Origin of the sequence: Diaphorobacter sp. ED-3 (assembly GCF_027625375.1) — a bacterium.
Lineage (GTDB): Bacteria > Pseudomonadota > Gammaproteobacteria > Burkholderiales > Burkholderiaceae_C > Diaphorobacter > Diaphorobacter nitroreducens.
In genome coordinates this window covers 411,439-435,314 of the sequence record NZ_CP115182.1, presented here as the reverse complement: position 1 = coordinate 435,314, position 23,876 = coordinate 411,439, and the positions used below count along the sequence as shown (strand labels likewise).

Below are 23,876 nucleotides of genomic sequence, written 5' to 3'. Positions count from 1 at the left end.
CTTCATGTCTTACGGGCGAACTTCCGCTTCAGGCTGATCCGAGTCATTCGCTGGTGGCGGCCCTACTGACCACTACCGCCGCAACCGGACGTTCGATGGCGCGCGGCATTTGCGGCCGAAGTGCCGCCCAGACCCGTCGCTCAGTCAGCAGCGACAGAAATCCGGACGAGTGCGACGAAAGATGCTTGAAGTGATCGCGCGCACACCCGTTGATTGGTATCCTCACCCTTCAAAACCTAGATGCGGGGGGGCGTATGGCGTGGACCGAAGAGTGGCCTTTTCAGGCGCTGGCACTGACCGGAGGAGGCTACAGAGGCCTTTTCACGGCGCGGGCACTGCAGGAGATGGAAGATCACATCGGCGAACCCATCGGCCGTCGGTTTGACCTCTCGTATGGCACCTCGATCGGCGGCATCATCGCGCTGGCCGTGGCGTTCGAAGTCCCCATGCTGAAGGTTGTACAGGCCTTCGAACAGTCGGGGGAGAAGATCTTTCCTTCGCGCGAGAAACCTAAGGGCAAGTTCGCCAAGGCTCTGGATATCTATCAACACTGGGATCGGCCACGATACAAGTCACAGGCGCTGCGCGAGGTGATCACGAGCCTCATTCCTGAGGACGCCACGCTCAACGACGCCATACACGCCGTCGGCATTCCCGCGGTTAATGTCACCAGCGGCAAGCCACAGGTCTTCAAGACCCGGCACAAGGCGGAATGGACGCGCGACTGGAAATACAAGGTTGTGGACGTGGCCCTGGCCACCTCGGCAGCGCCGACGTTCTTCGAACTGGCGGAAGTCGATGGCCAGCGCTACGCCGACGGCGGCCTGTACGCCAATGCGCCGGATCTTCTGGCCCTTCACGAGGCTGAGCACTTCTTCGACGTGCCTAGCACCGCCGTCCGCATTCTCAGCGTCGGCACGACGACTAACATGTATTCGCTGTCCTTCGAGACCGGCCGGGAATTGGGCATACAGGGCTGGATGGACGATAACCGTCTGTTCTCCGTCACGATCTCGTCGCAGCAGCAGCTTGTGGATCAGCTGATGCAACACAAACTGAAGGATCGGTACTTCCGCCTGGACGCGCCCCCGTCGAACGAGCAGGCCAAGGATCTTGGCCTAGACGTCGCCACCGAGGCCGCGCGGCGCACGCTGATGGCCCTGGGCAAGAAGGCCGCAAGCGACATCCTCAACACGAATCTGGCGCCGTTCCTGGCGCACAAACCCCAGATGACTCTGGTGCGGGGCGGCTGAGATGGGCCGCGCCAGCTCGCTGTTCAATGGCGCCGGCGAACAGACCCTGATCAGCCGCGTCAGCCCCACGACCCAGCAGCGCGAGTTCTTGCAGACCAGATGGAACGAACTGGCCGAGCACCTGAAGGTGTCGCTCAAGGCCCAGCACGGCCATCCGATCTCCACGTGGCTGCAGGGCTCCTACAAGTACGGTACGCTGATCAAGCCCGTCCACTCGGACGAGGAGTACGACGTCGACCTGGGCGTTTACTTCGAGTGGGGCAAGGGCGTCGAGATCGAGCCAACGGCCGACCAGTTGCGTCGCTGGGTCCAGCAGGTACTTGTCGACTACCAGCCCAATTGCCCGACCATGCGGTCCGTGGCGGAGCCGCCCAAAGAGCGGTGCTCGCGGGCGTCGTACGAGCATCAGTTCCACATCGACACCCCGGTTTACCACCTCAACACCGACACCGACGAGCGGCGCCTGGCGTGCCTGACCAAGGGGTGGGAGGACAGCGACCCCAAGGCTTTCTACAAGTGGTTCCGGGATGCGCGAACCGGCGGTCAGCGGGACCAGCTGCGGCGCTTGATCCGCTACCTGAAGGCCTGGGCTGCGTTGTCGTTCGATGACATCCCGGATTCGCGGCCGACCTCGATCCTGCTCACAGTGCTGGCCACCGAAGCCTACGGCGACATCGGTCTTGCCCTCCTCTTCGGCGTCGATGATGACGACGCCCTGATCTCCATCATTAAGACGATCCATGACCGGCTGAACAAGGATCGCCGCGTCCAGAACCCAGCCACCAAGGCCGACGAGGACTTGAATCGGATGAGCGCAGAGGCCTGGGCGGCCCTCCTGCCACGGCTCGATGCGCTGCTGGACATCGCCCAGCGCGCAGACGAGGCCGAGGGAGAACCGGCGGCGGCTCTGATCTGGACCGAGGCGTTTTCGTTCCTGATGCCGCTGCCGGAGGTGGACGAGGTCGACTTGGTGGACGAGCAGACGTCGCGCGCACTCATGCAGCTGCCCGACATCGACATTGCGGTCTACACGGGGAGTGGAGATAAGCGCTGCTTCGTGGCCAATCACCGCAACCGGGTGGCCGGGGTCGCCAAGGGCTGTACGCTGGTGTTCTCAATCGCCAACGCCCACATCCTCCCGCCGTTCGCCACCATCGAATGGACGGTGCGCAACCAGGGGTTGGAGGCCGAAGCTATCAGCGACCTCGGGCATCGCAGGATCGGGATGGGTCTGCTGCAGGCCGAAGAGCGCACGCGCTACCAAGGCACTCATCACATGGACTGCATCATCCGCGTCAACGGTCAGGTCTACGCCGTTCGCCGGGTTCCGGTCACTATCCGCGACGTTCACCACGTTCACAGGGCGCTGCAGCCTTCATACACGCGACTGAGCATGAGGCGCCGACGCTGACCCGCATCGCGTACCCGAGGTGGTTGACGTGGGGACCACGAGAGCTAGATCAAGTGCTTTATTGAGTCTATGTACTCATCCGACATAGTGTCGGAGCAATTCCCGTTTGCCGTCGCCGTAGGTCATCTCCACGTGCAGGCCGTACCGGCCCACGATGACGGCCAGCAGGGGCCGCTTGTCGGCCCGCTCCTTGGCCAGCTTCGTCCACTCGTTCAGGTCGATGTGGGAAGGGACGGGGATGTCTTGCGGGTGGGTGTGCCACTCGCCGATGTAGCGGGTCATGCCGCCGCTGGAACGCCAGTAACGCCTGGCCACGGCTCGGTGCCCAAACGGCAACCGTTCAAAGAGGTAGCGAAGCTGACGGTCCAGGCCCGTTGGCTTGGTGGCCAGCGTGACCAGCAGCCCCTTCTCATGAACTGTGCCAAGCAGGACGCCGCCGCTCTCCGGCAGGTCGCCCACCTGGATGTGCCGCTCGAACATGCCTAAGACCTCGTCGGAAAAGTTCAGCAGCAGGCTGCCGTCGTCCAGCGTCCAGTCGCTCACGTGGCGCATGCGGGGCATCCTTCGGCCCGTTGGGGCGAGCAGTCTTTGAAATGGACCTCGCGTTGCAGATCAAGCACTCTCGTCCTGAAGCTGGGCGACTCGGCGCCGTCCAGCCAGGCCTGCACCATCTCCATGGCCAGCGCGGCCGCCTGGACGGACGCGGTGGCGGGGAAGGGGACGTACAGGCCTTCGCAGCCGTGCCCCTTCATGATGACCTCCGGCGGCACGTCGAACACGCGGTACTGGTCATTCAAGGGCGGCTGAGAGATGCACCGCGCGCAGGCGTGCTCAGGCTTGGCCTTGAGCAGGGCGCGGACGGCCGCGCCGGTCCCTTCCACCCAGGCTGCTAGGAACGGCACCTTGTCGGCGTACTGCCAGGTGAGCCAGTCGGTCAGGCCCTGTTCCCCAGTGGCGTCGATCAATAGGTCTAGGGGCCCCAGGTTCGTATTCTTGACGTCCCCCACCACGGCCACCGCGTCGATGCCGGGCGCGACGCGCCGGAGCTCCTCGCCCATCGCCTCGGCCTTATTCTTGATCAGGGCGTTGAAACCGAGCCGATGACGGCCTAGGTTGCCGGGCTCCATCGACCCCATGTCCACCAGTGTGAGCCTCCCGCCCACTGTGCCCGCCCCGGCCTTGGTCAGCATCTCGGCGAGGTAGCCCCCAATGGTCCCGCAGCCGACCAGCCCGATCTTGAGCCCGGCCAGAGTCTTAGAGCCCGGCAGGTTGCGCTCGGCGAGGTAGTGGTCGTCGATGCGGCACGCGGAAATCCTGCGGATCGGCAGCCGGTAGAGAGTTTCGCGCAGCGACGGCTTGTTGCCGATGCCGACGGGATCCCGCTGCAGGTCCACCTCGACGCCATACTGAACTTGGGGCGAGTCGATCAAGACAAGTGCGCTCGTCGCCTTCGCCCGAAACAGCTCTAAGAGGCGCCGTTCGATCTTCTTAGTGCACCGCGGGTCCAACGTGTTCTGCCACTTCAGGAACTCCTGGACCGTCTTAGGCGGCCAGCGGTCCTGCAGCGGCATGGGCCGTGCTTTGGTATGCACGCGGAACGCCTTCAACTCAGTCTTGGGCAGCCCCAAGCCGATAGCTTCAAGCTTAGCGTGAGTGCGCAGCGTGTCGTCCGTGGCGACGCTGATCTTCCCGTCGTAGGTGTAAGCATCCAGCCCTCCGGGCCGACGTTCGTCGACATCCAACATACACCAGCGGTGGCCCCAGGTGATGTGGAATTCCTCAGCCAAGTCCGCGACCATCTTGCCGGCAAGGATGTCTTCCAGGACCTGTTCGGCCCGGTCGAGGCAGGCCATCGTCTGCTGGATTGGGTTGAAGGAATCAAAGATGACCGAGCCCACCGCCAGGTAGCACAGGTACCCGTCTGCACTGAGGTGGGGCTGCAGTTCAGGGTGCCCCGGCGGAACCGGTGTCAGCCAGACGCGGGGGAAATCATCGAGCGCGGGCGAGATCGTCAGCTCGCACGGGTAGTTCTTCGCCTTGAGGCACAGTTTGCCGGCGTACCTCAACCTGCCGCGCCCGTCGCGCTTCAAGTACGAAAAGCCGCGTTCTTGCAGCGCGGCGGTCAGGTCCGGGATCGCAACCTTCTGAAATTTCATCCAGCGCGCGTCCGCCCGACTAATTCGTTCGGGCCGGCGATCGCCGGAGAGGCGGCGATGGCGGCCGCCACGACCGAAGCAGCGGCGCTCACCTTGACGCGGTCAGGACGGTCCGGGAAGCGCGGGCCGAATAGCCCCTGCATCCAGGTGCACGCCTGCGCGGCGCTGCCGGCGTCCAACGCCGCCTGAAGCTGGCGGCCCAGACCCTCAAACTGCAGCGCCGCCTGTTCAACCATGTCTACCTCGTCGTCAGAGGCGCGCAGGCGGTCGGTCAGCGACTCTTGGGGGTTGATCGGGTTGCTGACACCGCTGCGCAGGGCCGTGGGCAGCTGCTTGACGACGTCAAGCAGCGCCTGGTCGTCGCGACGGTCCTGCTTAACGAACAGCGGCGCCGCCGCGGCCATCAGCAGGATTGAGCTGGGGCCGCCGGACTTCCAGGTCCAGTCGCGGTACGCCTTGAGGTAGCGCACGACGCGGCGCAGCTGCTCGCCCCGGGTCTCGACCTGGTCGACGAACCATTCCTTCACGGGCCGGGGGTCGGAGTGCATCCAGCCCTCCACGCGGTGGGCCAGCAGCACCTTGGTGGAAGGCAGTTCGTCCCAGCTCTCGATCGTGGCCTCGGATAAGACGTGGATGCCATCCATCGCAGCGCGCCGGATGGTCTCGGCCTTGACGAGGGTCTCGAACTCCTTGTCCGGGATCGCGTACAGGGGGATGTCGATGTGCGCGAGGTCGCTGATCTCCACGCGGATGCAGGTGGGCTTGCCGGAGAGCTTCCAGCCTTTTTCCTTCACCAGGTCGGCCAGGGCCTTCTCCGCTACGCCGAAGAAGACGTTCGCTGCCACGCTGGGGCTGTCGGTCAGGGTCAGGAAGCCAAGCGGCAGGTAACAGCCATCATCGACGTCCGCTTGCTGGGGCTCCTGCGCCGGCGCGTTCAGCGTCTTGTAGGCCCAGGAGCCCTGGGTGAAAAAGCGCGGCTGCGGAACCTTGCCAGGGTGGCCTTCCGCCGCGTAGACGCGGGGGATTCCGTCGCGCAGCGCAATCCGGACCTCGTTCTTGGCCGCGGCGATGTCCTGGCGGTCGTCGTCGCGCAGGTTCAGGTTGCCGAAGAGGCAGGGTTCAGGTTCGACTTCTGTGTAAAAAAGGGCGCTCAGGTTCAGCATGGATGGTCGGGCGTGAGGTGGACGGCGCAACGCGCGTCCAGTCGCGTCGCTTGCAGGCGTCGAGCCATCCGTTCCACCCTTCAACCGGCAAGCCGGCTACCGCTCCAAAGCGTGCTCAGGATGTCGACGCAAACATACATACGAATGACGTCAGGATTTTCAATAGTCGCGCACGTCGATATAGGGTTTGTGCCTACAGGGTGCGACGAGTACCCAGAGACTGACCCGGCCTAGGCTAATATAGCCCACACCTATGATCGGTAGGCAGTCGGTTGAGCACCATGGAGACCTTGCCGTTGAATTCCCCTCAAGCCTTCAGCGCAGAGCAACTGGTGCGGCACGCGGCCCCCAAGGTGGCCGGCGATTTCGCCGGGCTGGGTGTGGTTTTCTACGACTCGCTGGCGGCGCTGCCGCACCTGCAGCTCGATGTGGTCGGCGACGAGCGTTTTGAACTGCCGGTTGTGGGGCTCAAGGCCATCGGCGAGGTGCTCGCACGGACGTCGCGACGGTCATCGCCGTGGCATGACGGTTTCCATTTCGTGCATGCGGGCTCCGGGGCGCTGACCCACCTGTGCCAGTTCATCGCGCCGCCGCTGCCTGGAGCGGCCGATGCCGCGCCGCGAGCCGGTGGTGCCCGACACATGACGGCACTGCTGGCCTCGAAGGTAGCCGGCGTCGTGGCCATCGGGCTGCTGACCCACGAACGCGCGGCTTCCATCTATGAGGCCGGCCGGCTGACCTTGAGCGAGACCTTCTGATGCTGCCCTTGAGCCTGACCTATGACGACCTCCTGCGGCTGCTCAAGTACTGCGGCGGCGTCGTGCTGCTGGTGTGCGGCGCCATCCTCTTGTTCCGCCTGCCAGAACTGCACGCGCACCCGTTGAAAGTCATCTGGCAGAGTGCTTCCACCGCTCTGACCGTGCCGCCGTTGCTGCTCTGGGTACTGTCAAAGGTGGAGTGGAAGCACCCTCGCATCGCCAAGCTCATGGGCAAGCGCATGGTCCATGGGCTGTGGTGGGGTGAGTTGAAGTCCGAGTTCAAGGCGTCGGATAACGCTGATCCGCTGCCGCCCATCCCGATCGCGTTCGTGATCAAGCAGAGCTACTTTTTCCTGACGATCCAGTCGTACACGCCCAGCGTGCCAGCCGAGTCCACGATGGAGAGGATGGTGGTTCAACCGCGGAACTCAGTGGGGCAGCTGCAGTACGTATTCGAAATGCAGCGCCTGCAGGATGCCGAAGACAAGATCACCGTCGGCTATGGGGACCTCCGGCTCACGTCGAGCGACACACGGCTGGAGGGCTACTATTGGACCAACTCGCCCACTAGGGGCCACATTTCGCTGGACCTCCTGACGCGGGATTTCAGCGGCATCGACTCGTTCGCCGATGCTGAGAAGGCCTGCGCGGAGTCGCTGAAGATCAAGGGTTAGGCTGCTGTCTAGGGCGCGTTGAGAATCAACGGGAGTTGATAACCCCAGCTGCGAGATAGATCATCGCTGCGAAGCTGCTATCCGTCTTGTCGCTGCGCATTGCGATACGTTTGAACTCCTTGAGCTTGCAAAAGAAGTTCTCGATCAAGTGGCGCCATTTGTAGACCTCCAGGTCAATCTCCAGTGGCGCTCTCCTGCGGGGCATCTGTGAGATCACCACCTGCGCCCCGCGCTTACCCAACTCCTGGATCAGCCAATTCACATCGAAGGCCTTGTCGGCAAGCAAGGCATCAAAGCGCACATCGGCAATCAGCTCTCTGACCCCTTTGGTGTCGTGGCGCTGCCCTGGCATCAAGACGAACTTCACCAGATTGCCCAATGCATCCGTCAGCGCCAGTATCTTCGTGGTCATGCCGCCCCTCGAGTGGCCTATGGCCTGGCCCGAAGTCCCCCTTTTGCCCCCTGGCCGTGCCGATGCACTTTCACAATCGTGGCATCCACCATCGCATATTCCATGTCCGGCTGCTCGCTCACTGCATCGAACAGACGTTGGAACACATCGGCCTTAACCCAGTCTCTAAAGCGTTTGAACACCGTGTTCCACTTGCCGAACTCTGGCGGCAGGTCTCGCCAGGGGCTGCCTGTGCGGGCAATCCACAGCACTGCCTCAACGAAGCGGCGGTTGTCTGTGCCGCTGCGTCCAGGATCACTTGGCTTGCCAAGGCATTGAGGCTCCATCTTGGCCCATTGCTCGTCTGTCAGTACCCATCGAATGCTCATGCGCCTATTGCATCACAGCCCTCCGAGCCGTTGTGCTTGATTCTCAACAGCCCCTAGCCCAATCCGACGGCTTTCGCCATCGACAGTATTTTGATGGGGCGGGTAGCGTCAGTTTACCAACGGGGACAGTAGTCGTTTGACCGATTTGGCCTGACGTCGACTGCTCGACCATAAGCGGTCAACGAGCAAGAGCAACCGGCGCCGTACGGATGACTGCAACGCTACAGAGAGCGTGCGTTGAGGTCGGCACGGCGGCGGACTGCAACCGCTGCATAGCTGCCCACTGGCACCCTGTTGACAACTTCAGGCTGATTCCTGCCTTTGCCGGTCTACCTTCCAAGCGACAGATCAAGCATCCGAAGCGGACTAGGGCTGAAAGCGCGAAATTTTCACTCGGCGGTGCGGAGTTCGTCGAGTAACATTCCATGCGAATTTCCAATAACAAGGGAGGCTGGCCGTGTCTCGACGCTCTGGGCGGAAGCAGAGCGATCCAATGACGATAGAAGCCTTCACCTGCGTGAAGACGCTTACCTGCTCGACACTCTCGTTATGCCTTTTCCGAAGTTCGCCGCGCGTCTGGAGAACCTACAGCTAGCTTGGCAGTGGATTCGTTCGAATCCGGATCGTGCGTACAAGTCGCACTTCAGAGAGCTGTACTCGGCTTACGCGACCGCAGATGGGGCCCTGCTAAAACATCTGAAGAGTCGACTTGATCGAAGCATCTTCGAACCATCCGATGCTTGCAAACTACTCCTGCCGAAGCCCTCGGGCATCCTGCGTCCGTACACATTGTTGGGCATCGAGGATCAGATCGTGTATCAGGCGATGGCCAATGTCGTTGCCGAACGACTGCATCCGCGCGTCAAAAGCAAATACAACCGCCAAGTCTTCGGTCATCAGTATGCAGGTGTGTCCAGCCTATGGTTCTACCGAAGGTGGACTGATGGATACAAGGCATTCAACAAGGCGGCCGAAACAGTGTTTGTCAACGGCTACGTCTGGACTGCGAGCTTCGACCTCACAGCGTTTTACGACAGCATCGACCACAACGTCCTGCGCCACATGCTCAAGGAGATTGGCCTTGACCATGACTTCTGCGTAGAGCTGACCAGGCTACTAAATAAGTGGACAGCAACGACGACGCAGATTTATCACGACCACGGCATCCCGCAAGGCCCGCTAAGTTCGGGACTAATCTCCGAAGCGGTCCTAAAGCACTTCGACGACAACTTCCGCACCCGCTTCGACGTTAAATACTTTCGCTATGTTGATGACATCCGTCTTTTTGCGAAGAACGAGGACCACTTGCGGCACGCACTGGTCTCTCTCGATCGACTGAGCAAGGACGTGGGTTTATTCCCGCAGTCGGGGAAGATCGACATCCACCGGGTGACAGACATTCAGGACGAGTTGAAGTCTGTCAGCTCTCCTGTGGAGGCGGTGCTGACGGGCCCGGTACCTGACCAGGTTGGCATCCGGCGCCGGATCGCGGAATTGGCTCCCCGAGAAAAAGGGTATCGGGTAACTGACCCGACGCGGTTCAAGTTTCTGCTGGCCAATGCTGCGCCGTCGCTTCGGGTCCTCGACCGACTATGGCATGTCTTCGGTAAGCGCGCGGTAATCCCATGTTGACCGTTGTCGGTCACCCGGTTATTGATCAGACGATCAGAGCTTGCCAGCGGTGCGGCAAGAGCTCGTCGATACGGCTGGCCTTGTGCGTGGGCAGCCTTGTGAGCACATCCTTGAGGTAGGCATAGGGGTCATGCCCGTTCATTCGGGCCGACTGCACCAGGCTCATCACAGCAGCCGCACGCTGGCCCGCGCGCAGGCTGCCGGCGAACAGCCAGTTGCTCCTGCCAATGGCAATCGGCCGGATCTGGTTCTCGATCCAGTTGTTGTCCACGGGCAGTTGCCCGTCATCAACGAAGCGCGTCAGCGCAGTCCAGCGCCGCAGGCTGTAATCCAGGGCCCTGGCAGTCGCCGAGCTGTCTGGCAGCTTTTGCCGCTGCAATGTCATCCACTGGTGTAACGCATCCAGGATCGGCCTGGTGTGCTGCTGACGAATGGCTTTGCGTTGATCGGCGTTCAGTTCCTTGACCTCGCGCTCGATGTCATAGACCTTGGCGAACTGCTCCAGCGCGAACCCGGCAAGCTGGCTTTTGTTCGCCGCATGCAAGTCAAAGAATTTGCGCCGGGCGTGCGCCAGGCAGCCCACCTCGGTCACGCCGTTGGCGATCGTGACTTTGTAACCAGCAAAGTCGTCGCAGACCAGTGCCCCCTTCCAATCGCCCAGGAAGTGGCGCGCATGCTCGCCCGCTCTTGACTCGCAGAAGTCGTACACCACGGCCTTCATGTCTTCGAACGCGCCTGGCACGTAGGCCCAAAGGTAAGCCCGATGCGTCGCCCCTTTGCCGGGTTGGAGCATCTGCACCGGCGTTTCATCGGCGTGCAGCACACGGTGGCCGAGTATTTCCGCCTTGAGCGCATCCACTAGCGGCTGCAGCCGCACGCCGCAGGTGCCCACCCATTGCGCCAGGGTCGAGCGAGGGATGGCCAGACCGGCGCGCGCAAAGATGGTTTCCTGGCGGTACAGGGGCAGGTGGTCGGCGTACTTGGCCACCAGCACCTGGGCCAGCAGGCCCGCAGTCGGGATGCCCTTGTCGATCACATGCGCGTCGACTGGCACCTGGGTGATGGTCTCGCACTGGGCGCAGGCCCACTTGCCACGCACGTGGCGCTCCACCGTGAACACGCCGGGCACGTAGTCGAGCTTCTCGGCCACGTCTTCACCGATGCGTTTCATCGCACAGCCGCACTGGCAGGTGGTCGAATCGGGCTCGTGGCGGATCTCGCGGCGCGGCAGATGGGCCGGCAGGGGGTGGCGTTTGGGTTGCTGCTTGGCTTGGGGGGCTGGCGCCGCAGGCGGCTGCAGTTGCTCTATCTCGATGGCGACCGCCGCCAGGTCGGCCTCGATCTCGTCTTCGAGCAGGCTGCGCTGCTCGGCGTTGAAGCGTTCGGACTGGGCCGCGAACTTCATGCGCTTGAGCAGCGCGTTCTCGTGGGTGAGCTTGGCGTTGAGGGCCTGGCTGTGGCGCAGTTCGGTGAGCAGCCGCGTGGTCATCTCGCGCAGTTGCTCTGCGCTCAGATCATCCAGGGATTGCGGCTGCATCAACATGACAGGCAGTGTGCCAAGGAAGGCACTGCACTGTCATGCGCAGATCCACGGATTGCGCGCCGGCAGACCTGCCGCTCAGACTTCAAACCACGGTGATGATGCCCGCGTCCCCCATGCGTTGCCAGGGCAGGCCCAGCACCAGGGCATCGAGCTGATTGGACTCCAACTGCCACTGTTCATCGCCTGGTGCCGGCCAGATGAACTTGCCCTGGTGCAGACGGCGCGCGGCCAGCCAGATGCCGATGCCGTCGTGCACCAGCACCTTGATGCGGTTGGCGCGCTTGTTGGCGAACAGATAGGCGTGGTGGGGGTGGACGGCACCGAACACGGTGACCACCCGGGCCAGCGCCGTGTCGGTGCCGGCGCGCATGTCCAGCGGTGCCGTGGCCAGCCAGGCGGCGTCGATGCGGATCATTGCCGCAGCACCCGCAGCAAACCCTGCAATGCGCGGGAACACTCGGCAGCAGCGCCCACAGGCCAGTTGACCGTCACGAGGGTGCCGTGATGGCAGCACTCGATGCGGATGTCTGAGGAGGCAGCTGCCGATGCAGCACTGGTGGGGGCCGCCTGTGCACCCGCTGCCTGGGGAACCATCACTGGCGAGCCCAGTGTCATGGCGATGAAGGCGGGTGCGGGGTTGGCAAGCGCCGGATGAACCTGATGCGCTGGGGCACGAACAGGCTGTGCATTGGCCATTGGCTCAGCCGCTGCATCGTCGCAGTGTGGGGCGATGCCGGACGCATCGGCATGCGCGGTATCGCAGGCGCTCTGGTGCTGGCCCAGACGATGCTCCTTGAGCCAGCGATGCAGCACGTTGGCATTCATGCCATGTTCACGCGCCGTGGCGGCAATGGATGCGCCGGGCTGCTGGCACGCGGCGATCAGTTCAGCCTTGAATTGCGCGCTGTAGACCCGGCGAGTGCGGGGGACACAGGAGCGCGAGTTGGGAATCTCTTGAGACATGGTGTGCACGATGGTTTACGTGGACACGATGGTGCTTGCAATTGCTCATTCGGGGTAGATGGGGTGGCTGGACGGATACTGTCTTCGAGCACGCGCCGCACTACTACCCCCAGATTTCGAATTACCTACAGAAGTTTAGAGAGCTGCCTGACAAGCATGGCGATCGCCTGCTAGACCACATCGAAAAGCAGGATCTATACCCGGCGATTCGGGCAAGCCTGGTAACGGCTGCCGGTGATCGTCTGTCAGTGACACACACCAAGCGCCTTCGATCGTTACTGAAGAGGATGTGGGCGCCCCGAACCAGCACGCCTGAGTTGACCGCGTCCTTGTGGAATGCATTGCATCGCTTGTCGCACCTGACTGAACGCCAGTCTGACTACGCGCTGCAGTATTCACATACGCCTTGGCTGAGGACGCGGTTGCACTTCGGCATGCCTTGGTTCGAAATTGCTAATGGTCGACGGGAGCGACTCCTGAACGCTTCGATGCGAAGCAATGACGCTGATGTGGCACTGGCGGCAGCATGGCTCGCTGCTCTATTGGACTGCGAGATTCGAAAGCCGATCCGTGATATCCATCCACTGGCCAAGATCGTGCTGCGAGAGAACGGCAAGCTGCGGCGTGTTGATACAAAGGTCTGCGGAATCCGGCTGGCACTGCACGAAATGAGCGGCATAGATGTCGCAGTCAACTGGCGGAAGTTCTTTAACAAGAACTATCATCACGTCGAGACGAAGATAGTTGCCTGCAAGGGCTACTTCAAGACGAATCCGACGGTCTGGGTCAGTATGCTTGATGTCTTCAACGATCTCCTGGTCGACGATCTCTTCAAGCGCGACGGAACGATTGGTGCCCGGAATCTTGGTAACTTTGGTGGCGTGATTGGCAACAAGGCCTTCATGGCTAAGTTCCCGAAGACCTATGCGTACGTCTTTGCTGTACACACAAAGCGCGGTGAAAGCGAACTCGCTCATCCGATCGTTAAGACGACCAAAGCACCTACCGGGCGCATTCCGTTCAAGTGGCTAAAGACCGGACGCAAGCTCATGATCGCCGCACTGGCCGAGATCAAGGCTGCTGGGTACTGAGGGGGCATTGGTAGCAGTGGTGATGCTGCATGCACAGTCCATGCTAACTGCGCAACTACAGCAAAAGTGTTGCTGAGGTTGCAGCAACTCTGCACCCCGCTGTATCGGGGCGCGTGTCGACTTTCGGCGGAAGTGGACGCTCAGGCGAGCGATTGCGAACGTCGCCTATCGCTGCTGAACAGTCATTTGATTGCTTATCCCCCAAGTGGGAAGGTTTAGCAGTCAACGGAGCATCCATCAAGAGATGACGGCAAGCTGAAGAACTTTCGATGGGCCACGGGCCCAATGGTCAAAAATCCCTTGAAGCTTCATCTCTGCGCTATGGCAGGGCCACGCATGGGCCACAGGCGGGCCATGAACACAGACGTCAGAAAACTGTGACCCTGAGCCTCAAGGCCTTATTGGCTGCTGAGAGCGGTCAACTCTGAGACTTGAACCAAAATTTGACTGTATCGTGGGCCATGGAAAACTCACGTAAGTCCTTGATTTTGGTGCGGCTGGCGGGGATCGAACCCACGACCCTCGGCTTCGGAGGCCGATACTCTATCCACTGAGCTACAGCCGCAACTCTTAAAAGACCAATACTCAAAATTCCGCTGACAGCCCGGATGACTATAGCCTTCGGAGGCCGATACTCTATCCACTGAGCTACAGCCGCAGCTCTAAAAAAGACCAATGCTCAAATTCATCACGGCTGCGCGGATGACTATAGGCTTCGGAGGCCAATACTCTATCCACTGAGCTACAGCCGCTGGGAAAATCCGCCCGATGGCGAACAAGCGGCGGATTATCGCACGTGGCTGTGGCTACAGACGAAAACCCAACCCCCGCAGATAGGCGTCGATGGCGCCTCGGCTGACGGTCACCAGATCGAAGCGTCCATGGGTCAGCAGCCAGGACTGCAGCAGGCCATCGAACAGCGCCTGTACACCCATCGCGGCGGTGTGTGGCTCCATCGGCAATTGCAGGTTCTGGTCTTCTGCCGCCGAACGCAATTCACCCTCGATCAGCGCGCAAAAATCTGCACAGCCTTCGATATGGTTGTCGCGCACCGCCGCGAGGTCGTTGACGTATTCGACCCGGTACAACGCGATCTCGAACACCCGGCGCGTGCGCTCGTCCTGGACGATGGTGCGCTGGACGAAGTCCACCATGGAGCGCAGCCGCTCCAACGGGGGCAGAGTGGCCATGCTGGCGCTCTTGCTGCCCACCTGCTCCAGCGGGTGGGTCACCCGGTCCATCATGGCATTGAACAAGGCCACTTTGTCCTTGAAATGCCAGTAGATCGCGCCGCGCGTGGCGCCCGCAGCCTGGGCAATGTCGCTCAGCGAGGCGCGCGACACGCCTTTTTCGTAGAACACGCGCTCGGCAGCATCCAGAAGGCTGTTGCGCGTAGCATCTGCATCTTCCTTGGTACGTCGTGCCATGGATGGGAACCTCCAAAACGTGGATACGGCAACGGCCGCGCTTTCCAAGTAATTATACATTCATGTACGTATGTATAATCATTCCCCTTTGCGCGTCTGTCATTTACCCGTGTCAGCATCACCCGCCGGTCTCAAACAACATCTAACGCATACCGCCGTCAAAGGATTTCCATGCCTCGCCTGAACAACGCAACAGCCCGTGCTATCCGCCCCTTCCAGCGCACCCCTGTCCCCGCAGCCCTCGCGGTTGCGCTGGCAACGGCCCTCGCGCTCGGCGCCTGCGGTCAGAAAAGCGACGCCCCCGCCGCGGGCGCATCACCCCGCGCACCGGAGGTGGGCGTGGTCACCGTGCAGCCGAGGGACATCGGGCTGGTCACCGAATTGCCCGGCCGGCTGGAAGCCTCGCGCGTTGCCGAAGTGCGCGCTCGGGCCGCGGGCATTCTGCAAAAGCGCCTCTTCAGGGAAGGCAGCGATGTGAAGGCCGGCCAGCAACTGTTCCTGATCGACAGCGCGCCCTACCAGGCCAGTGTGGCCCAGGCCGAGGCCAGCGTGGCCCAGGCCGAGGCGAGCCTGGCGCAAAGCCGTGCGCTGGCCGAGCGCTATCGCCCGCTGGTGGCCGTCGACGCCATCAGCAAGCAGGAATACGACAATGCTGTCGCCGCGCAGAAGACCGCCGAAGCCAATGTTGCCGCCGCCAAGGCCGCGCTGACCACGTCGCGCATCAACCTGGGCTATGCGACGGTCACCGCTCCGATTTCCGGCCGCATTGGCCGCGCCCTCGTCACGGAAGGCGCGCTGGTGGGCCAGGGCACACCCACCGAGCTGGCGGTGATCCAGCAGATCGACCCCCTGTATATCAACTTCACGCAGTCCGCCTCGGAGGCCATCAAGCTGAAGGCCGCCATGGCCAGCGGCAAGTACAAGCAGTCCAGTGCCAATGCGGCCAACGTGCGCGTGGTGCTGGAAGACGGCATCGTGTATCCGCAGACCGGCCGCCTGCTGTTCACCGACCTCACCGTGGACGCCACCAGCGGCCAGGTGACCCTGCGTGCCGAAGTCCCCAACCCCGAGCGCGCCCTGCTGCCCGGCCTGTACGTGCGCGTGCGTCTGGAACAGGCCCAGGTGGACAACGGCATCCTGCTGCCCCAGCAGGCCGTCACCCGCTCCGGCAAGGCCGACACGGTGATGGTGGTGGGCCCCGACAACCACGTCACACCGCGCGTGGTCAAGCTCGGCCCGGCCCAGGGTTCCAACTGGGTGGTGCTCGACGGCCTAAAGTCGGGCGAACAGGTCATGGTGGACGGCTTCCAGAAGCTGCCCCGCGGCAAGCCGGGCGACCCGATCGTCGTCCAACCCGTGCCGTGGCAACCGCAAGGTGCCGCCAAGGCCCCAGCGGCGCCAGCGTCCGCCGCCAGCCAGCCCGCCGCAACGCCGGCCCAACAATAAGAACCAGGAGCGCGGCACATGGCCAAGTTCTTCATCGAGCGCCCCATTTTCGCGTGGGTGATCGCTATCTTCATCATGGTGGCCGGCGCGGTCTCGATCACCCAGCTACCCATTGCGCAGTACCCGGCGGTGGCGCCTCCGACCATCCAGGTATCGGTGGCCTATCCCGGCGCCACCGCCCAGACCCTGGAGGACAGCGTGCTCGCCGTCATCGAACGCGAGATGAACGGCGCCACCGGTCTGGCCTACATGGAAACCACCAGCCAGGCGAACGGCACGGGCTCGATCGTGCTGAGCTTCGAGCCGGGCACGAACGACGACCTGGCCCAGGTGGATGTGCAAAACCGCCTGTCGCGCGCCACCCCGCGCCTGCCAGCCGCGGTGACGCAGCAGGGCGTGCGCGTGGAAAAGTCGCGCTCCAACTTCCTGCTGTTTTCCATCCTCACGTCTGACAACCCCAACGTGAGCATCGAGGCACTCAACGACTATGCCGCGCGCAACGTGGTGCCTGAACTGCAGCGCCTGCCGGGCGTGGGCGGTGTGACGCAGTTCGGCTCCGAGCGTGCCATGCGCATCTGGATCGACCCGGTCAAGCTCAAGGGATTCAATCTCTCGCTCGACCAGGTCAATGCCGCGATCCGCGCCCAGAACGTGCAGGTGTCGGCCGGCAACCTGGGCGACCTGCCCGCCGCGGAAGGCCAGACCACCTCGGCCACCATCGTCGTCAAGGGGCAGCTGTCCACCGTGGAACAGTTCGGCGACATCGTGCTGCGCGCCAACACCGACGGCTCCACCGTCCGCATGAAGGATGTGGCGCGCATCGAACTGGGCGCGCAAAGCTACAGCACCAGCGCGCGGCTGAACGGGTCGCCCTCGGTGGGCATGGGCGTGCAGCTCACCTCCACCGCCAACGCACTGGCCACGGCCGAAGCCGTGAAGACCAAGCTGGCCGACCTGCAGAAGTACTTTCCCGAAGGCGTGAAGTACGCGATTCCCTACGACACCTCCACCTTCATCTCGGTGTCCATCGAGAAAGTGATCCACACGCTGCTGGAAGCCGTGGCGCTGGTGTTCCTGGTGATGTTCCTGTTCCTGCAGAACTTCCGCTACACCATCATCCCCACCATCGTGGTGCCGGTGGCGCTGCTGGGCACCTTCGGCGCCCTGCTGGCCATGGGCTTCTCGATCAACGTGTTGACCATGTTCGGCATGGTGCTGGTGATCGGCATCGTGGTGGACGACGCCATCGTGGTGGTGGAGAACGTGGAGCGCATCATGGCCGAGGAGGGACTGCCGCCCTTGCAGGCCACGCGCAAGGCCATGGGCCAGATTTCCGGCGCCATCGTGGGCGTGACTGTGGTGCTGATCTCGGTGTTCGTGCCGCTGGCGTTCTTCGCGGGCTCCACCGGCAACATCTACCGCCAGTTCGCAGTCACCATGGGCACATCGATTGCGTTCTCGGCCTTCCTGGCACTGTCGCTGACGCCCGCGCTGTGCGGCACGCTGCTCAAGCCCGTCGCGGAAGACCACCACGAAAAGAAAGGCTTCTTCGGCTGGTTCAACCGCGTCTTCAAGAGCACCACGCACCGCTATGAGTCGGGCCTGTCCCGCCTCGTGCGCCGCGGCGGCCGCATGCTGATCATCTACGCCGCGCTGATCGGTGCCGTGGGCATCGTGTACATGCGCCTGCCCACCTCCTTCCTGCCCAATGAAGACCAGGGCTACCTGATCGCCAACGTGCAACTGCCCGCCGGGGCATCGCTGGAGCGCACGCAGAGCGCACTGAGCGCGGTGGAGGACTTCGCCCTGAAGCAGACCGAGGTGAAGGACATCGTCACCGTGGCGGGCTTCTCGTTCTCCGGCCAGGGGCAGAACGCGGGCCTGGCGTTCATCACCCTCAAGGACTGGAGCGAGCGCCCCGGCGCCGCGCACTCCGCCGACGCCGTGGCCGGCCGCGCCATGGGCGCGCTGTCGGGCTTCCGCGATGCCTTCATCTTCGCGCTCAGCCCACCGCCGATTCCCGAGCTGGGCACGGCCTCGGGCTTCACGTTCCGGCTGCAGGACCGCGGGTCCAAGGGCCACGACGCCCTAGTGGCGGCACGCAATCAGCTGCTGGGCATGGCGTCGCAGAGCAAGGTGCTCGCCGGCGTGCGCCCCGATGGCATGGAAGACGCACCCCAGATGCAGATCAACATCGACCGCGACAAGGCCAATGCCCTGGGCGTGTCGTTCGACAGCATCAGCAGCGCCCTGGGCACCGCGCTCGGCTCGTCTTATGTGAACGACTTCCCCAACCAGGGCCGGTTGCAGCGCGTGGTGGTGCAGGCCGATGCCTCGGCACGCATGCAGCCCGAGTCGGTGCTGGACCTGCCCGTGCTCAACAACAAGGGGCAGGTGGTCCCGCTGTCTACTTTCGCCTCCACGCAATGGATCAGCGGTGCCATGCAGACCGTGCGCTACAACGGCTATCCGGCGATGAAGATCGCCGGCAATGCGGCACCGGGCTTCAGTACCGGCGACGCCATGCAGGAGATGGAGCGCCTGTCCGCGCAGCTGCCCGAGGGCTTCGGCTTCGAATGGACGGGCCAGTCACGCGAGGAAAAGCTCGCGGGCTCGCAGGCCATGGTGCTCTACGCGTTCTCGCTGCTGGCGGTGTTCCTCTGCCTGGCAGCGCTGTATGAGAGCTGGTCCATCCCGTTCTCGGTCTTGTTGGTGGTGCCGCTCGGCGTGCTGGGCGTGGTACTGGCAACGCTGCTGCGCGGCATGTCCAACGACGTGTACTTCCAGATCGGCCTGGTGACCATCATCGGCCTGTCGGCGAAGAACGCCATCCTGATCATCGAATTTGCCAAGGACCTGCAGGCCTCGGGCAAGAGCGTGATCGAGGCAGCCCTGGAGGCGGCCCACCTGCGCTTTCGCCCCATCATCATGACGTCGCTGGCCTTCACGCTGGGCGTAGTGCCGCTGTTCCTCGCATCGGGCGCCAGCTCGGCGAGCCAGCGCGCCATCGGCACCGGGGTGATCGGCGGGATGATCACCGGCACGCTGCTGGCCGTGGTCTTCGTGCCCGTGTTCTTCGTGGTGGTGCGCAGCTTCTTCAAGGGCAGCCGCCGCCAGCAGGAGCATGACGCCCAGCAGGCACTCCAACACCGCGGCGAGGCCTGAGCCCCGCCGGCAGGAGAACAACCTATGCAATCGCACACCCTGAACCGCGCGCGCCCTGCGCGCGCCCTCTCCCCCCTGCTAGCCGCGGCGCTGGTGGCGGGCTGCAGCTTCATCCCGACCTACGAACGTCCTGCGGCCCCCGTGCCGCAGGCCTATCCGCTGGCGGGGGCCGAATCCACGACCTCCGCGCGGGCCGCGGCGGACATCGACTGGAAGGAATACTTCACCGACCCCCGCCTGCAGCGGCTGATCGGCATGGCCCTGGGCAACAACCGCGACCTGCGCGTGGCCATGCTCAATGTCGAGCAGGCGCGCGCGCAATTCCAGATCCAGCGCGCCAACCAGTTCCCCACGGTCAACGCCATCGCCAGCGGCACGCGCCAGCCCAGCGTGACCACGGGCAGCTACGCCAACCAGTTCCAGGTGGGCTTGGGCATCTCGGCCTGGGAGATCGACTTCTTCGGGCGCGTGGCGGCCCTCAAGGAGCAGGCCCTGGCCCAGTACCTGGCCACGGACGAGGCGCGCAAGTCGGCGCAGATCAGCCTGGTGGCGGCCGTGGCCTCGGGCTGGCTCACACTGATGGCCGACGAGGAGCTGCTCGACATCTCGCGTCGCACGCTGGAAACGCGCGATGAGTCGGTCAAGCTCACACGCCTGCGCCTGGAGAACGGCGTGAGCTCCGAGCTCGACAACCGCCAGGCCGAGAGCCTGGCCCAGGCCGCACGCGCCACCTATGCGCAGCAGCAGCGCCAGCGCATGCTCGATGAAAACGCGCTGGTCCTGCTACTGGGCCAGCCGCTGCCCGACGACATCCGTGCCAGCCTGCCCTCCTCGCGCCTGGCCGACGCCACGCCCATGCAGGCGCTGCCCGCGGGCCTGCCTTCCGACCTGCTGGTGCGCCGCCCGGACGTGCGCATGGCCGAGCAGCAGTTGATCGGCGCCAACGCCAACATCGGCGCGGCGCGCGCGGCGTTTTTCCCGCGCATCTCGCTCACCGCCCAGTTCGGCACCGTGAGCGATGAGCTGTCGGGGCTGTTCAAGAGCGGCTCGTGGGCGTTCTCTCTGGCGCCGCAACTGGCCCTGCCGATCTTCGATGCCGGCCGCAACCAGGCGGGGTTGGAGTCCGCGCGCGCGGGCCGCGAAATCGCCGTGGCCCAGTATGAGAAATCCATCCAGACCGCGTTCCGCGAGGTGTCCGACGCCCTGGCCGGCCAGGCCACGCTGCAGGAGCAGGTCGACGCCCAGCGTGCCCAGGCGCAGGCGGATGCCAAACGCTTCGAGCTGTCGGACCTGCGCTATCGCAACGGCGTGGCCAGCTACCTGGACCTGCTGGATGCGCAGCGCTCGCTGTTCGCCACCCAGCAGTCGCTGGTGGTGACACGCCTGCAGCAACTGCAGAACCAGGTGACGCTCTACAAGGTGCTGGGCGGCGGCTGGACCGCTCCCGCCGAAGAGACCCCACGCTCCTGACATAGGTCACGACGCGCGCCTGCCCGTTTTTTCCCCAACGGGCGGGCGTGGAGCGCGCTCCTATAATCGAAAACTCTTTTCCCTTCAGCCCCCAGTACAACAGAATCACCAGAGGATCCCATGAGCGACACCCACGACGAAGCGCATACCGGACCGATCAAGAACCCCAAGCAACTCCTGGTCACCGTCATTTTTGCGTTTGTGCTCCCGGTGTTCGCCATCATCGGCCTGGTGCTGTTCGTCACGGCCGACAAGAAGCCGGCGGCCGGCTCCTCCAACCCCGAACTGGCCGTGGCCCAGCGCATCCAGAAGATTGGCAACGTCGAGGTGCGCGACGCCAACCGCCCGCTGCGCACAGGCGAAGCTGTCTTCCAGGGGCAGTGTGCCGCCTGTCACGCTACCGGCGCCGCGGGCGCGCCCAAGCTGGGCGACGCCGCCGCCTGGGCGCCGCGCATTGCCACGGGCTTCGAAGCCCTGGTGCAATCGGCCCTCAAGGGCAAGGGCGCCATGGCACCGCAGGGTGGCGGCGACTTCGACGACACCGAGATCGCGCGCGGCGTGGCCTACATGGCCAATGCCGCCGGCGCCAAGTTCGAGGAGCCCAACCGTCCCGGCGCCGAAGGCGGCGCGGCCGCTGCGAGCGCACCAGCCGCCTCCAACTAAGGCACTTTTCGCCTCGTCACAAGCCGGCCGCGTGCCGGCTTGTTGGTTTCTGGACGGGGGTTTTCTGCAGTGCGGCGCGTTACGCAGGCAGTGGGCCCGCAGCCGCCTGCGGGCTCGGCACAAAGCCGTAGGCACCGGGCAGGTCGGCCGCCAGCACCTCGCGTGGCGTCCAGCGGCCCTGATCGATCTGGCGCGCCAACGCCTCCACATCCAGGCTGTGCACCAGGCCCAGGCCGGCGGTGCAGGCCAGGTACACGCGGCCGGCCTCGTCCACCAGGCACTCATTCACCCGACCGGCCGGCCGGCCGGTGTGCGCCACGGGCTCGCCGTCGGCGCCCAGACGCCAGATCAGCGGTGTGGCCTCCAGTTCCACATAGACGCGCTGCGGTCCGTTCTGGAAGAACCAGCGGCCTTCACCATCCGCCTCATAGTTGCGGTGGATGAATTCGATCAGCTTGGCATGTTCCAGCCGCGTTCCGCGCGCCACGGCGAAGCCCCCCTGTAACTGCACGGCGTCATCGCGCAGGTACCAGTGGCCGCGCGCATCCAGCCCCAGCCAGCCGTAGCAGGCCGGCACGTTGGGCCATTTGGCGATGGCCTGCTTGACGATGTCATCCATGACAGCGATTGTGCGCCCTCGTCCGCGCCCCCGCAGGTATTCACCCCAGCGCCGCGTGGTCGGCCAGCCAGGCAGCCACGGCTTCGGGCAGGGCGCGCACATGGCCGGGCCAGCCGCCCTGCGCAAAGCCGACGTGGCCGCCATGCGCCGGCTGCCAGAGCGTGACCACGGGCGCCACCTCACCGTCGCGCGGCAGGCTGGCGCCGGGCACGAAGGGATCGTTGCGCGCATTGACCAGCAGCGCCGGCACGCGCACCGCAGGCAGCAGCGGCTTGGCCGACGCGCGGCGCCAGTAGTCCTCTGCATCACGAAAGCCGTGCAGCGGCGCGGTGAAGAGGTCGTCAAAAGCGTGCAGATCGCGCGCGGCCAGCAGGGCCGCGCGGTCGAACAGGCCGGGGTACTGCGCCAGCTTGGCCAGCGCCTTGGGCACCATGGTGCGCAGGAACATGCGCGTGTACACCTGCCGGTTGAAGCCCCGCCCGATGGCGTGGCCGCCGGCCGCCAGGTCCAGCGGAGCGCACACGCTGGCGATGGCGTCCGCGCTGGCGAGCGCGCTGCCGCCCTGCTCGCCGGCCCAGCGCATCAGCGCATTGCCGCCCAGCGACACCCCCACGGCCAGCAGCGGCGCCCGCGCCCCACCGCCGGTCCGCTGCAACCCGGCCAGGCGCCGGAGGATCCAGTCGATCTCTTCATGGTCGCCCGAATGGTAGGCGCGCGGCGCGCGGTTGATCTCGCCGCTGCAGCCGCGAAAGTGCGGCACGGCAAAACCCCAGCCGCGCTCGCGGGCCACGCCGGCGAAGGCCTGCGCATAGTGGCTGCGCGACGAGCCTTCCAGTCCATGGAACAGCACCAGCAGCGGCGCGGGGGCCGCGCCCGCCGCGGCACACGGCCACAGGAAGTCCACGTCCACGAAGTCGCCGTCGGGCGCCAGCCAGCGCTCGCGCACATAGGCCGGCGGCGGCCCCAGCGTGCGCCGCGCCCACAGCGCGGGCCAGATGGTCTGTGCATGGCCGCCGGGCAACCACCAAGGCGCTTCATATTTCATAGCTGGAAGCGCTTTCTGGTATTGTGCTGAAGGCCAATTTGCCCCATAAACCAGCCCCTCAAAGGCTTGGCATCAATGCAGCAGGTGCCCGGCGGGCGCAGCGCCCTTGGCCTCGTGCATGCCGGCGGCGCTGGCATGGTGCGCCACCAGGCGCCAGCCTTGCGGGGTCTTGTGGTAGACGTTGGTGGCCTGTACCACGGCCTCGCGCGGGCCGTCGGGCAGCATCACACGCACATGTTCCAACACGCTGTGCACGGCACTCGCCAGGGCCTGCACGCGCATCACCTGCGCGGGATGCACGTTGAGGCCGCCCTGCTGCAGCAAGGTGGCGAACGCCGCGCGGATGGCGGCGGGCCCCACGTGGCGCGCGGCGCCGGGGTGCACACAGACGATGTCGTCCTCGTCGGCCCAGCAGGCCATCACGCGCTCCACGTCGCCGGCTTGCAGGGCGTCGTAGAACGCGGCTTCCAGATCGTCGGGGGAACCGGCCAGGGCGGCCGCGCGCAGCGGGGTTCGGGGCATGGCGAAGTGTCGGTGGTTGCAACCCAGCCGCGTATTGTGCCGTTCGATGGCCCTGTCATGCGCCTGGCCGATGCATGCACAATGATGGGCATGCG

Annotated in this window: 20 protein-coding genes, 2 tRNA genes and 1 pseudogene; 10 read left to right on the top strand and 13 right to left on the bottom strand. The window is 64.2% G+C overall.

All coding sequences use genetic code 11. The features are described 5' to 3' along the window. Positions 1-254: 254 nt before the first annotated feature. On the top strand, positions 255-1,253 hold the full coding sequence (locus tag PCQ86_RS02145) for a CBASS cGAMP-activated phospholipase (protein WP_116005708.1): 999 nt from the start codon (positions 255-257) through the stop codon (positions 1,251-1,253). A gap of 1 nt (position 1,254) precedes the next feature. Beyond that, complete coding sequence (locus PCQ86_RS02140; protein ID WP_270174765.1) at positions 1,255-2,664, top strand: nucleotidyltransferase; 1,410 nt, start codon at positions 1,255-1,257, stop codon at positions 2,662-2,664. A gap of 75 nt (positions 2,665-2,739) precedes the next feature. On the opposite strand, the gene PCQ86_RS02135 is transcribed toward PCQ86_RS02140, so the two are convergent. Genes PCQ86_RS02135 through PCQ86_RS02125 form a run of 3 tightly spaced genes read right to left on the bottom strand, consistent with a single transcriptional unit; the run spans position 2,740 to position 5,983 of the window. Beyond that, positions 2,740-3,216: a Mov34/MPN/PAD-1 family protein gene (locus tag PCQ86_RS02135; protein WP_270174764.1), complete on the bottom strand. Its 477-nt coding sequence runs from the start codon at positions 3,214-3,216 to the stop codon at positions 2,740-2,742. Continuing rightward, the gene (locus PCQ86_RS02130) at positions 3,204-4,820 is read right to left on the bottom strand and encodes a ThiF family adenylyltransferase (RefSeq protein ID WP_116005710.1); all 1,617 of its coding nucleotides are present in this window, start codon (positions 4,818-4,820) and stop codon (positions 3,204-3,206) included. The genes PCQ86_RS02135 and PCQ86_RS02130 overlap by 13 nt, the downstream gene beginning before the upstream one ends. Further along, complete coding sequence (locus PCQ86_RS02125; RefSeq protein WP_270174763.1) at positions 4,817-5,983, bottom strand: CBASS cGAMP synthase; 1,167 nt, start codon at positions 5,981-5,983, stop codon at positions 4,817-4,819. The genes PCQ86_RS02130 and PCQ86_RS02125 overlap by 4 nt, the downstream gene beginning before the upstream one ends. Positions 5,984-6,264: 281 nt before the next feature. Between PCQ86_RS02125 and PCQ86_RS02120 the strand changes: the two genes are divergently transcribed. Then, entirely contained in the window at positions 6,265-6,741 is a 477-nt protein-coding gene (locus PCQ86_RS02120; protein ID WP_199563020.1) for a hypothetical protein, read from the top strand. Continuing rightward, entirely contained in the window at positions 6,741-7,415 is a 675-nt protein-coding gene (locus PCQ86_RS02115) for a hypothetical protein (protein ID WP_270174762.1), read from the top strand. The genes PCQ86_RS02120 and PCQ86_RS02115 overlap by 1 nt, the downstream gene beginning before the upstream one ends. Positions 7,416-7,440: 25 nt before the next feature. On the opposite strand, the pseudogene PCQ86_RS02110 reads toward PCQ86_RS02115, so the two are convergent. After that, positions 7,441-8,153 (bottom strand): annotated as a pseudogene (locus PCQ86_RS02110) (IS5 family transposase). Between the two features lie 591 nt (positions 8,154-8,744). Here PCQ86_RS02110 and PCQ86_RS02105 point away from each other — a divergent pair. Beyond that, positions 8,745-9,827, top strand: a complete 1,083-nt coding sequence (locus PCQ86_RS02105; RefSeq protein WP_270174761.1) for an RNA-directed DNA polymerase — start codon at positions 8,745-8,747, stop codon at positions 9,825-9,827. 25 nt (positions 9,828-9,852) lie between these two features. Here PCQ86_RS02105 and tnpC read toward each other — a convergent pair whose 3' ends face one another. The 3 genes from tnpC to PCQ86_RS02090 all read right to left on the bottom strand — a co-directional run bounded on the left by tnpC (position 9,853) and on the right by PCQ86_RS02090 (position 12,333). Continuing rightward, on the bottom strand, positions 9,853-11,364 hold the full coding sequence (gene tnpC, locus PCQ86_RS02100; RefSeq protein ID WP_442874517.1) for an IS66 family transposase: 1,512 nt from the start codon (positions 11,362-11,364) through the stop codon (positions 9,853-9,855). Positions 11,365-11,452: 88 nt separating this feature from the next. Then, positions 11,453-11,785 carry an IS66 family insertion sequence element accessory protein TnpB gene (gene tnpB, locus PCQ86_RS02095; protein WP_270174759.1) on the bottom strand — a complete coding sequence of 111 codons (333 nt, stop codon included), beginning with the start codon at positions 11,783-11,785 and terminating at the stop codon, positions 11,453-11,455. Further along, positions 11,782-12,333, bottom strand: a complete 552-nt coding sequence (locus PCQ86_RS02090) for a transposase (RefSeq protein WP_270174758.1) — start codon at positions 12,331-12,333, stop codon at positions 11,782-11,784. Before PCQ86_RS02090 ends, tnpB begins: the two co-directional genes overlap by 4 nt. Before the next feature lie 35 nt (positions 12,334-12,368). Here PCQ86_RS02090 and PCQ86_RS02085 point away from each other — a divergent pair, with 35 nt between their 5' ends. After that, entirely contained in the window at positions 12,369-13,424 is a 1,056-nt protein-coding gene (locus tag PCQ86_RS02085) for a hypothetical protein (RefSeq protein WP_270174757.1), read from the top strand. Between the two features lie 489 nt (positions 13,425-13,913). Here PCQ86_RS02085 and PCQ86_RS02080 read toward each other — a convergent pair. From PCQ86_RS02080 to PCQ86_RS02070, 3 genes are all read right to left on the bottom strand, one after another. Next, a tRNA-Arg gene (locus PCQ86_RS02080) sits at positions 13,914-13,989 on the bottom strand. Between the two features lie 124 nt (positions 13,990-14,113). Then, positions 14,114-14,176: transfer RNA gene (locus tag PCQ86_RS02075), tRNA-Arg, on the bottom strand. A 54-nt stretch (positions 14,177-14,230) separates the two neighbouring features. Continuing rightward, positions 14,231-14,851 carry a TetR family transcriptional regulator gene (locus tag PCQ86_RS02070; RefSeq protein WP_012655391.1) on the bottom strand — a complete coding sequence of 207 codons (621 nt, stop codon included), beginning with the start codon at positions 14,849-14,851 and terminating at the stop codon, positions 14,231-14,233. A 171-nt stretch (positions 14,852-15,022) separates the two neighbouring features. Between PCQ86_RS02070 and PCQ86_RS02065 the strand changes: the two genes are divergently transcribed. From PCQ86_RS02065 to PCQ86_RS02050, 4 genes are all read left to right on the top strand, one after another. Beyond that, positions 15,023-16,297, top strand: coding sequence for an efflux RND transporter periplasmic adaptor subunit (locus tag PCQ86_RS02065; protein WP_270174756.1), 1,275 nt, complete (start codon positions 15,023-15,025; stop codon positions 16,295-16,297). Between the two features lie 18 nt (positions 16,298-16,315). Next, a complete protein-coding gene (locus tag PCQ86_RS02060) occupies positions 16,316-19,462 on the top strand; it encodes an efflux RND transporter permease subunit (protein WP_270174755.1) in 3,147 nt (1,048 codons plus the stop codon). A gap of 24 nt (positions 19,463-19,486) precedes the next feature. Continuing rightward, entirely contained in the window at positions 19,487-20,932 is a 1,446-nt protein-coding gene (locus PCQ86_RS02055) for an efflux transporter outer membrane subunit (protein ID WP_270174754.1), read from the top strand. A 120-nt stretch (positions 20,933-21,052) separates the two neighbouring features. Then, the gene (locus PCQ86_RS02050; protein ID WP_270174753.1) at positions 21,053-21,595 is read left to right on the top strand and encodes a c-type cytochrome; all 543 of its coding nucleotides are present in this window, start codon (positions 21,053-21,055) and stop codon (positions 21,593-21,595) included. Positions 21,596-21,674: 79 nt separating this feature from the next. On the opposite strand, the gene PCQ86_RS02045 is transcribed toward PCQ86_RS02050, so the two are convergent. The 3 genes from PCQ86_RS02045 to PCQ86_RS02035 form a co-directional block, all read right to left on the bottom strand. After that, a complete protein-coding gene (locus tag PCQ86_RS02045) occupies positions 21,675-22,214 on the bottom strand; it encodes a DUF2946 family protein (protein ID WP_011803783.1) in 540 nt (179 codons plus the stop codon). A 40-nt stretch (positions 22,215-22,254) separates the two neighbouring features. Further along, on the bottom strand, positions 22,255-23,259 hold the full coding sequence (locus PCQ86_RS02040) for a YheT family hydrolase (RefSeq protein WP_270174752.1): 1,005 nt from the start codon (positions 23,257-23,259) through the stop codon (positions 22,255-22,257). A 72-nt stretch (positions 23,260-23,331) separates the two neighbouring features. Further along, a complete protein-coding gene (locus tag PCQ86_RS02035) occupies positions 23,332-23,781 on the bottom strand; it encodes a YybH family protein (RefSeq protein WP_270174751.1) in 450 nt (149 codons plus the stop codon). Between the last annotated feature and the right edge of the window lie 95 nt (positions 23,782-23,876).

Coding starts and splice junctions, on each gene's coding strand:
- PCQ86_RS02145 (WP_116005708.1), top strand. CDS start 255: ATGGCGTGGACCGAAGAGTGGCCTTTTCAGGCGCTGGCACTGACCGGA.
- PCQ86_RS02140 (WP_270174765.1), top strand. CDS start 1,255: ATGGGCCGCGCCAGCTCGCTGTTCAATGGCGCCGGCGAACAGACCCTG.
- PCQ86_RS02135 (WP_270174764.1), bottom strand. CDS start 3,216: ATGCGCCACGTGAGCGACTGGACGCTGGACGACGGCAGCCTGCTGCTG.
- PCQ86_RS02130 (WP_116005710.1), bottom strand. CDS start 4,820: ATGAAATTTCAGAAGGTTGCGATCCCGGACCTGACCGCCGCGCTGCAA.
- PCQ86_RS02125 (WP_270174763.1), bottom strand. CDS start 5,983: ATGCTGAACCTGAGCGCCCTTTTTTACACAGAAGTCGAACCTGAACCC.
- PCQ86_RS02120 (WP_199563020.1), top strand. CDS start 6,265: ATGGAGACCTTGCCGTTGAATTCCCCTCAAGCCTTCAGCGCAGAGCAA.
- PCQ86_RS02115 (WP_270174762.1), top strand. CDS start 6,741: ATGCTGCCCTTGAGCCTGACCTATGACGACCTCCTGCGGCTGCTCAAG.
- PCQ86_RS02105 (WP_270174761.1), top strand. CDS start 8,745: ATGCCTTTTCCGAAGTTCGCCGCGCGTCTGGAGAACCTACAGCTAGCT.
- tnpC (WP_442874517.1), bottom strand. CDS start 11,364: ATGCAGCCGCAATCCCTGGATGATCTGAGCGCAGAGCAACTGCGCGAG.
- tnpB (WP_270174759.1), bottom strand. CDS start 11,785: ATGATCCGCATCGACGCCGCCTGGCTGGCCACGGCACCGCTGGACATG.
- PCQ86_RS02090 (WP_270174758.1), bottom strand. CDS start 12,333: ATGTCTCAAGAGATTCCCAACTCGCGCTCCTGTGTCCCCCGCACTCGC.
- PCQ86_RS02070 (WP_012655391.1), bottom strand. CDS start 14,851: ATGGCACGACGTACCAAGGAAGATGCAGATGCTACGCGCAACAGCCTT.
- PCQ86_RS02065 (WP_270174756.1), top strand. CDS start 15,023: ATGCCTCGCCTGAACAACGCAACAGCCCGTGCTATCCGCCCCTTCCAG.
- PCQ86_RS02060 (WP_270174755.1), top strand. CDS start 16,316: ATGGCCAAGTTCTTCATCGAGCGCCCCATTTTCGCGTGGGTGATCGCT.
- PCQ86_RS02055 (WP_270174754.1), top strand. CDS start 19,487: ATGCAATCGCACACCCTGAACCGCGCGCGCCCTGCGCGCGCCCTCTCC.
- PCQ86_RS02050 (WP_270174753.1), top strand. CDS start 21,053: ATGAGCGACACCCACGACGAAGCGCATACCGGACCGATCAAGAACCCC.
- PCQ86_RS02045 (WP_011803783.1), bottom strand. CDS start 22,214: ATGGATGACATCGTCAAGCAGGCCATCGCCAAATGGCCCAACGTGCCG.
- PCQ86_RS02040 (WP_270174752.1), bottom strand. CDS start 23,259: ATGAAATATGAAGCGCCTTGGTGGTTGCCCGGCGGCCATGCACAGACC.
- PCQ86_RS02035 (WP_270174751.1), bottom strand. CDS start 23,781: ATGCCCCGAACCCCGCTGCGCGCGGCCGCCCTGGCCGGTTCCCCCGAC.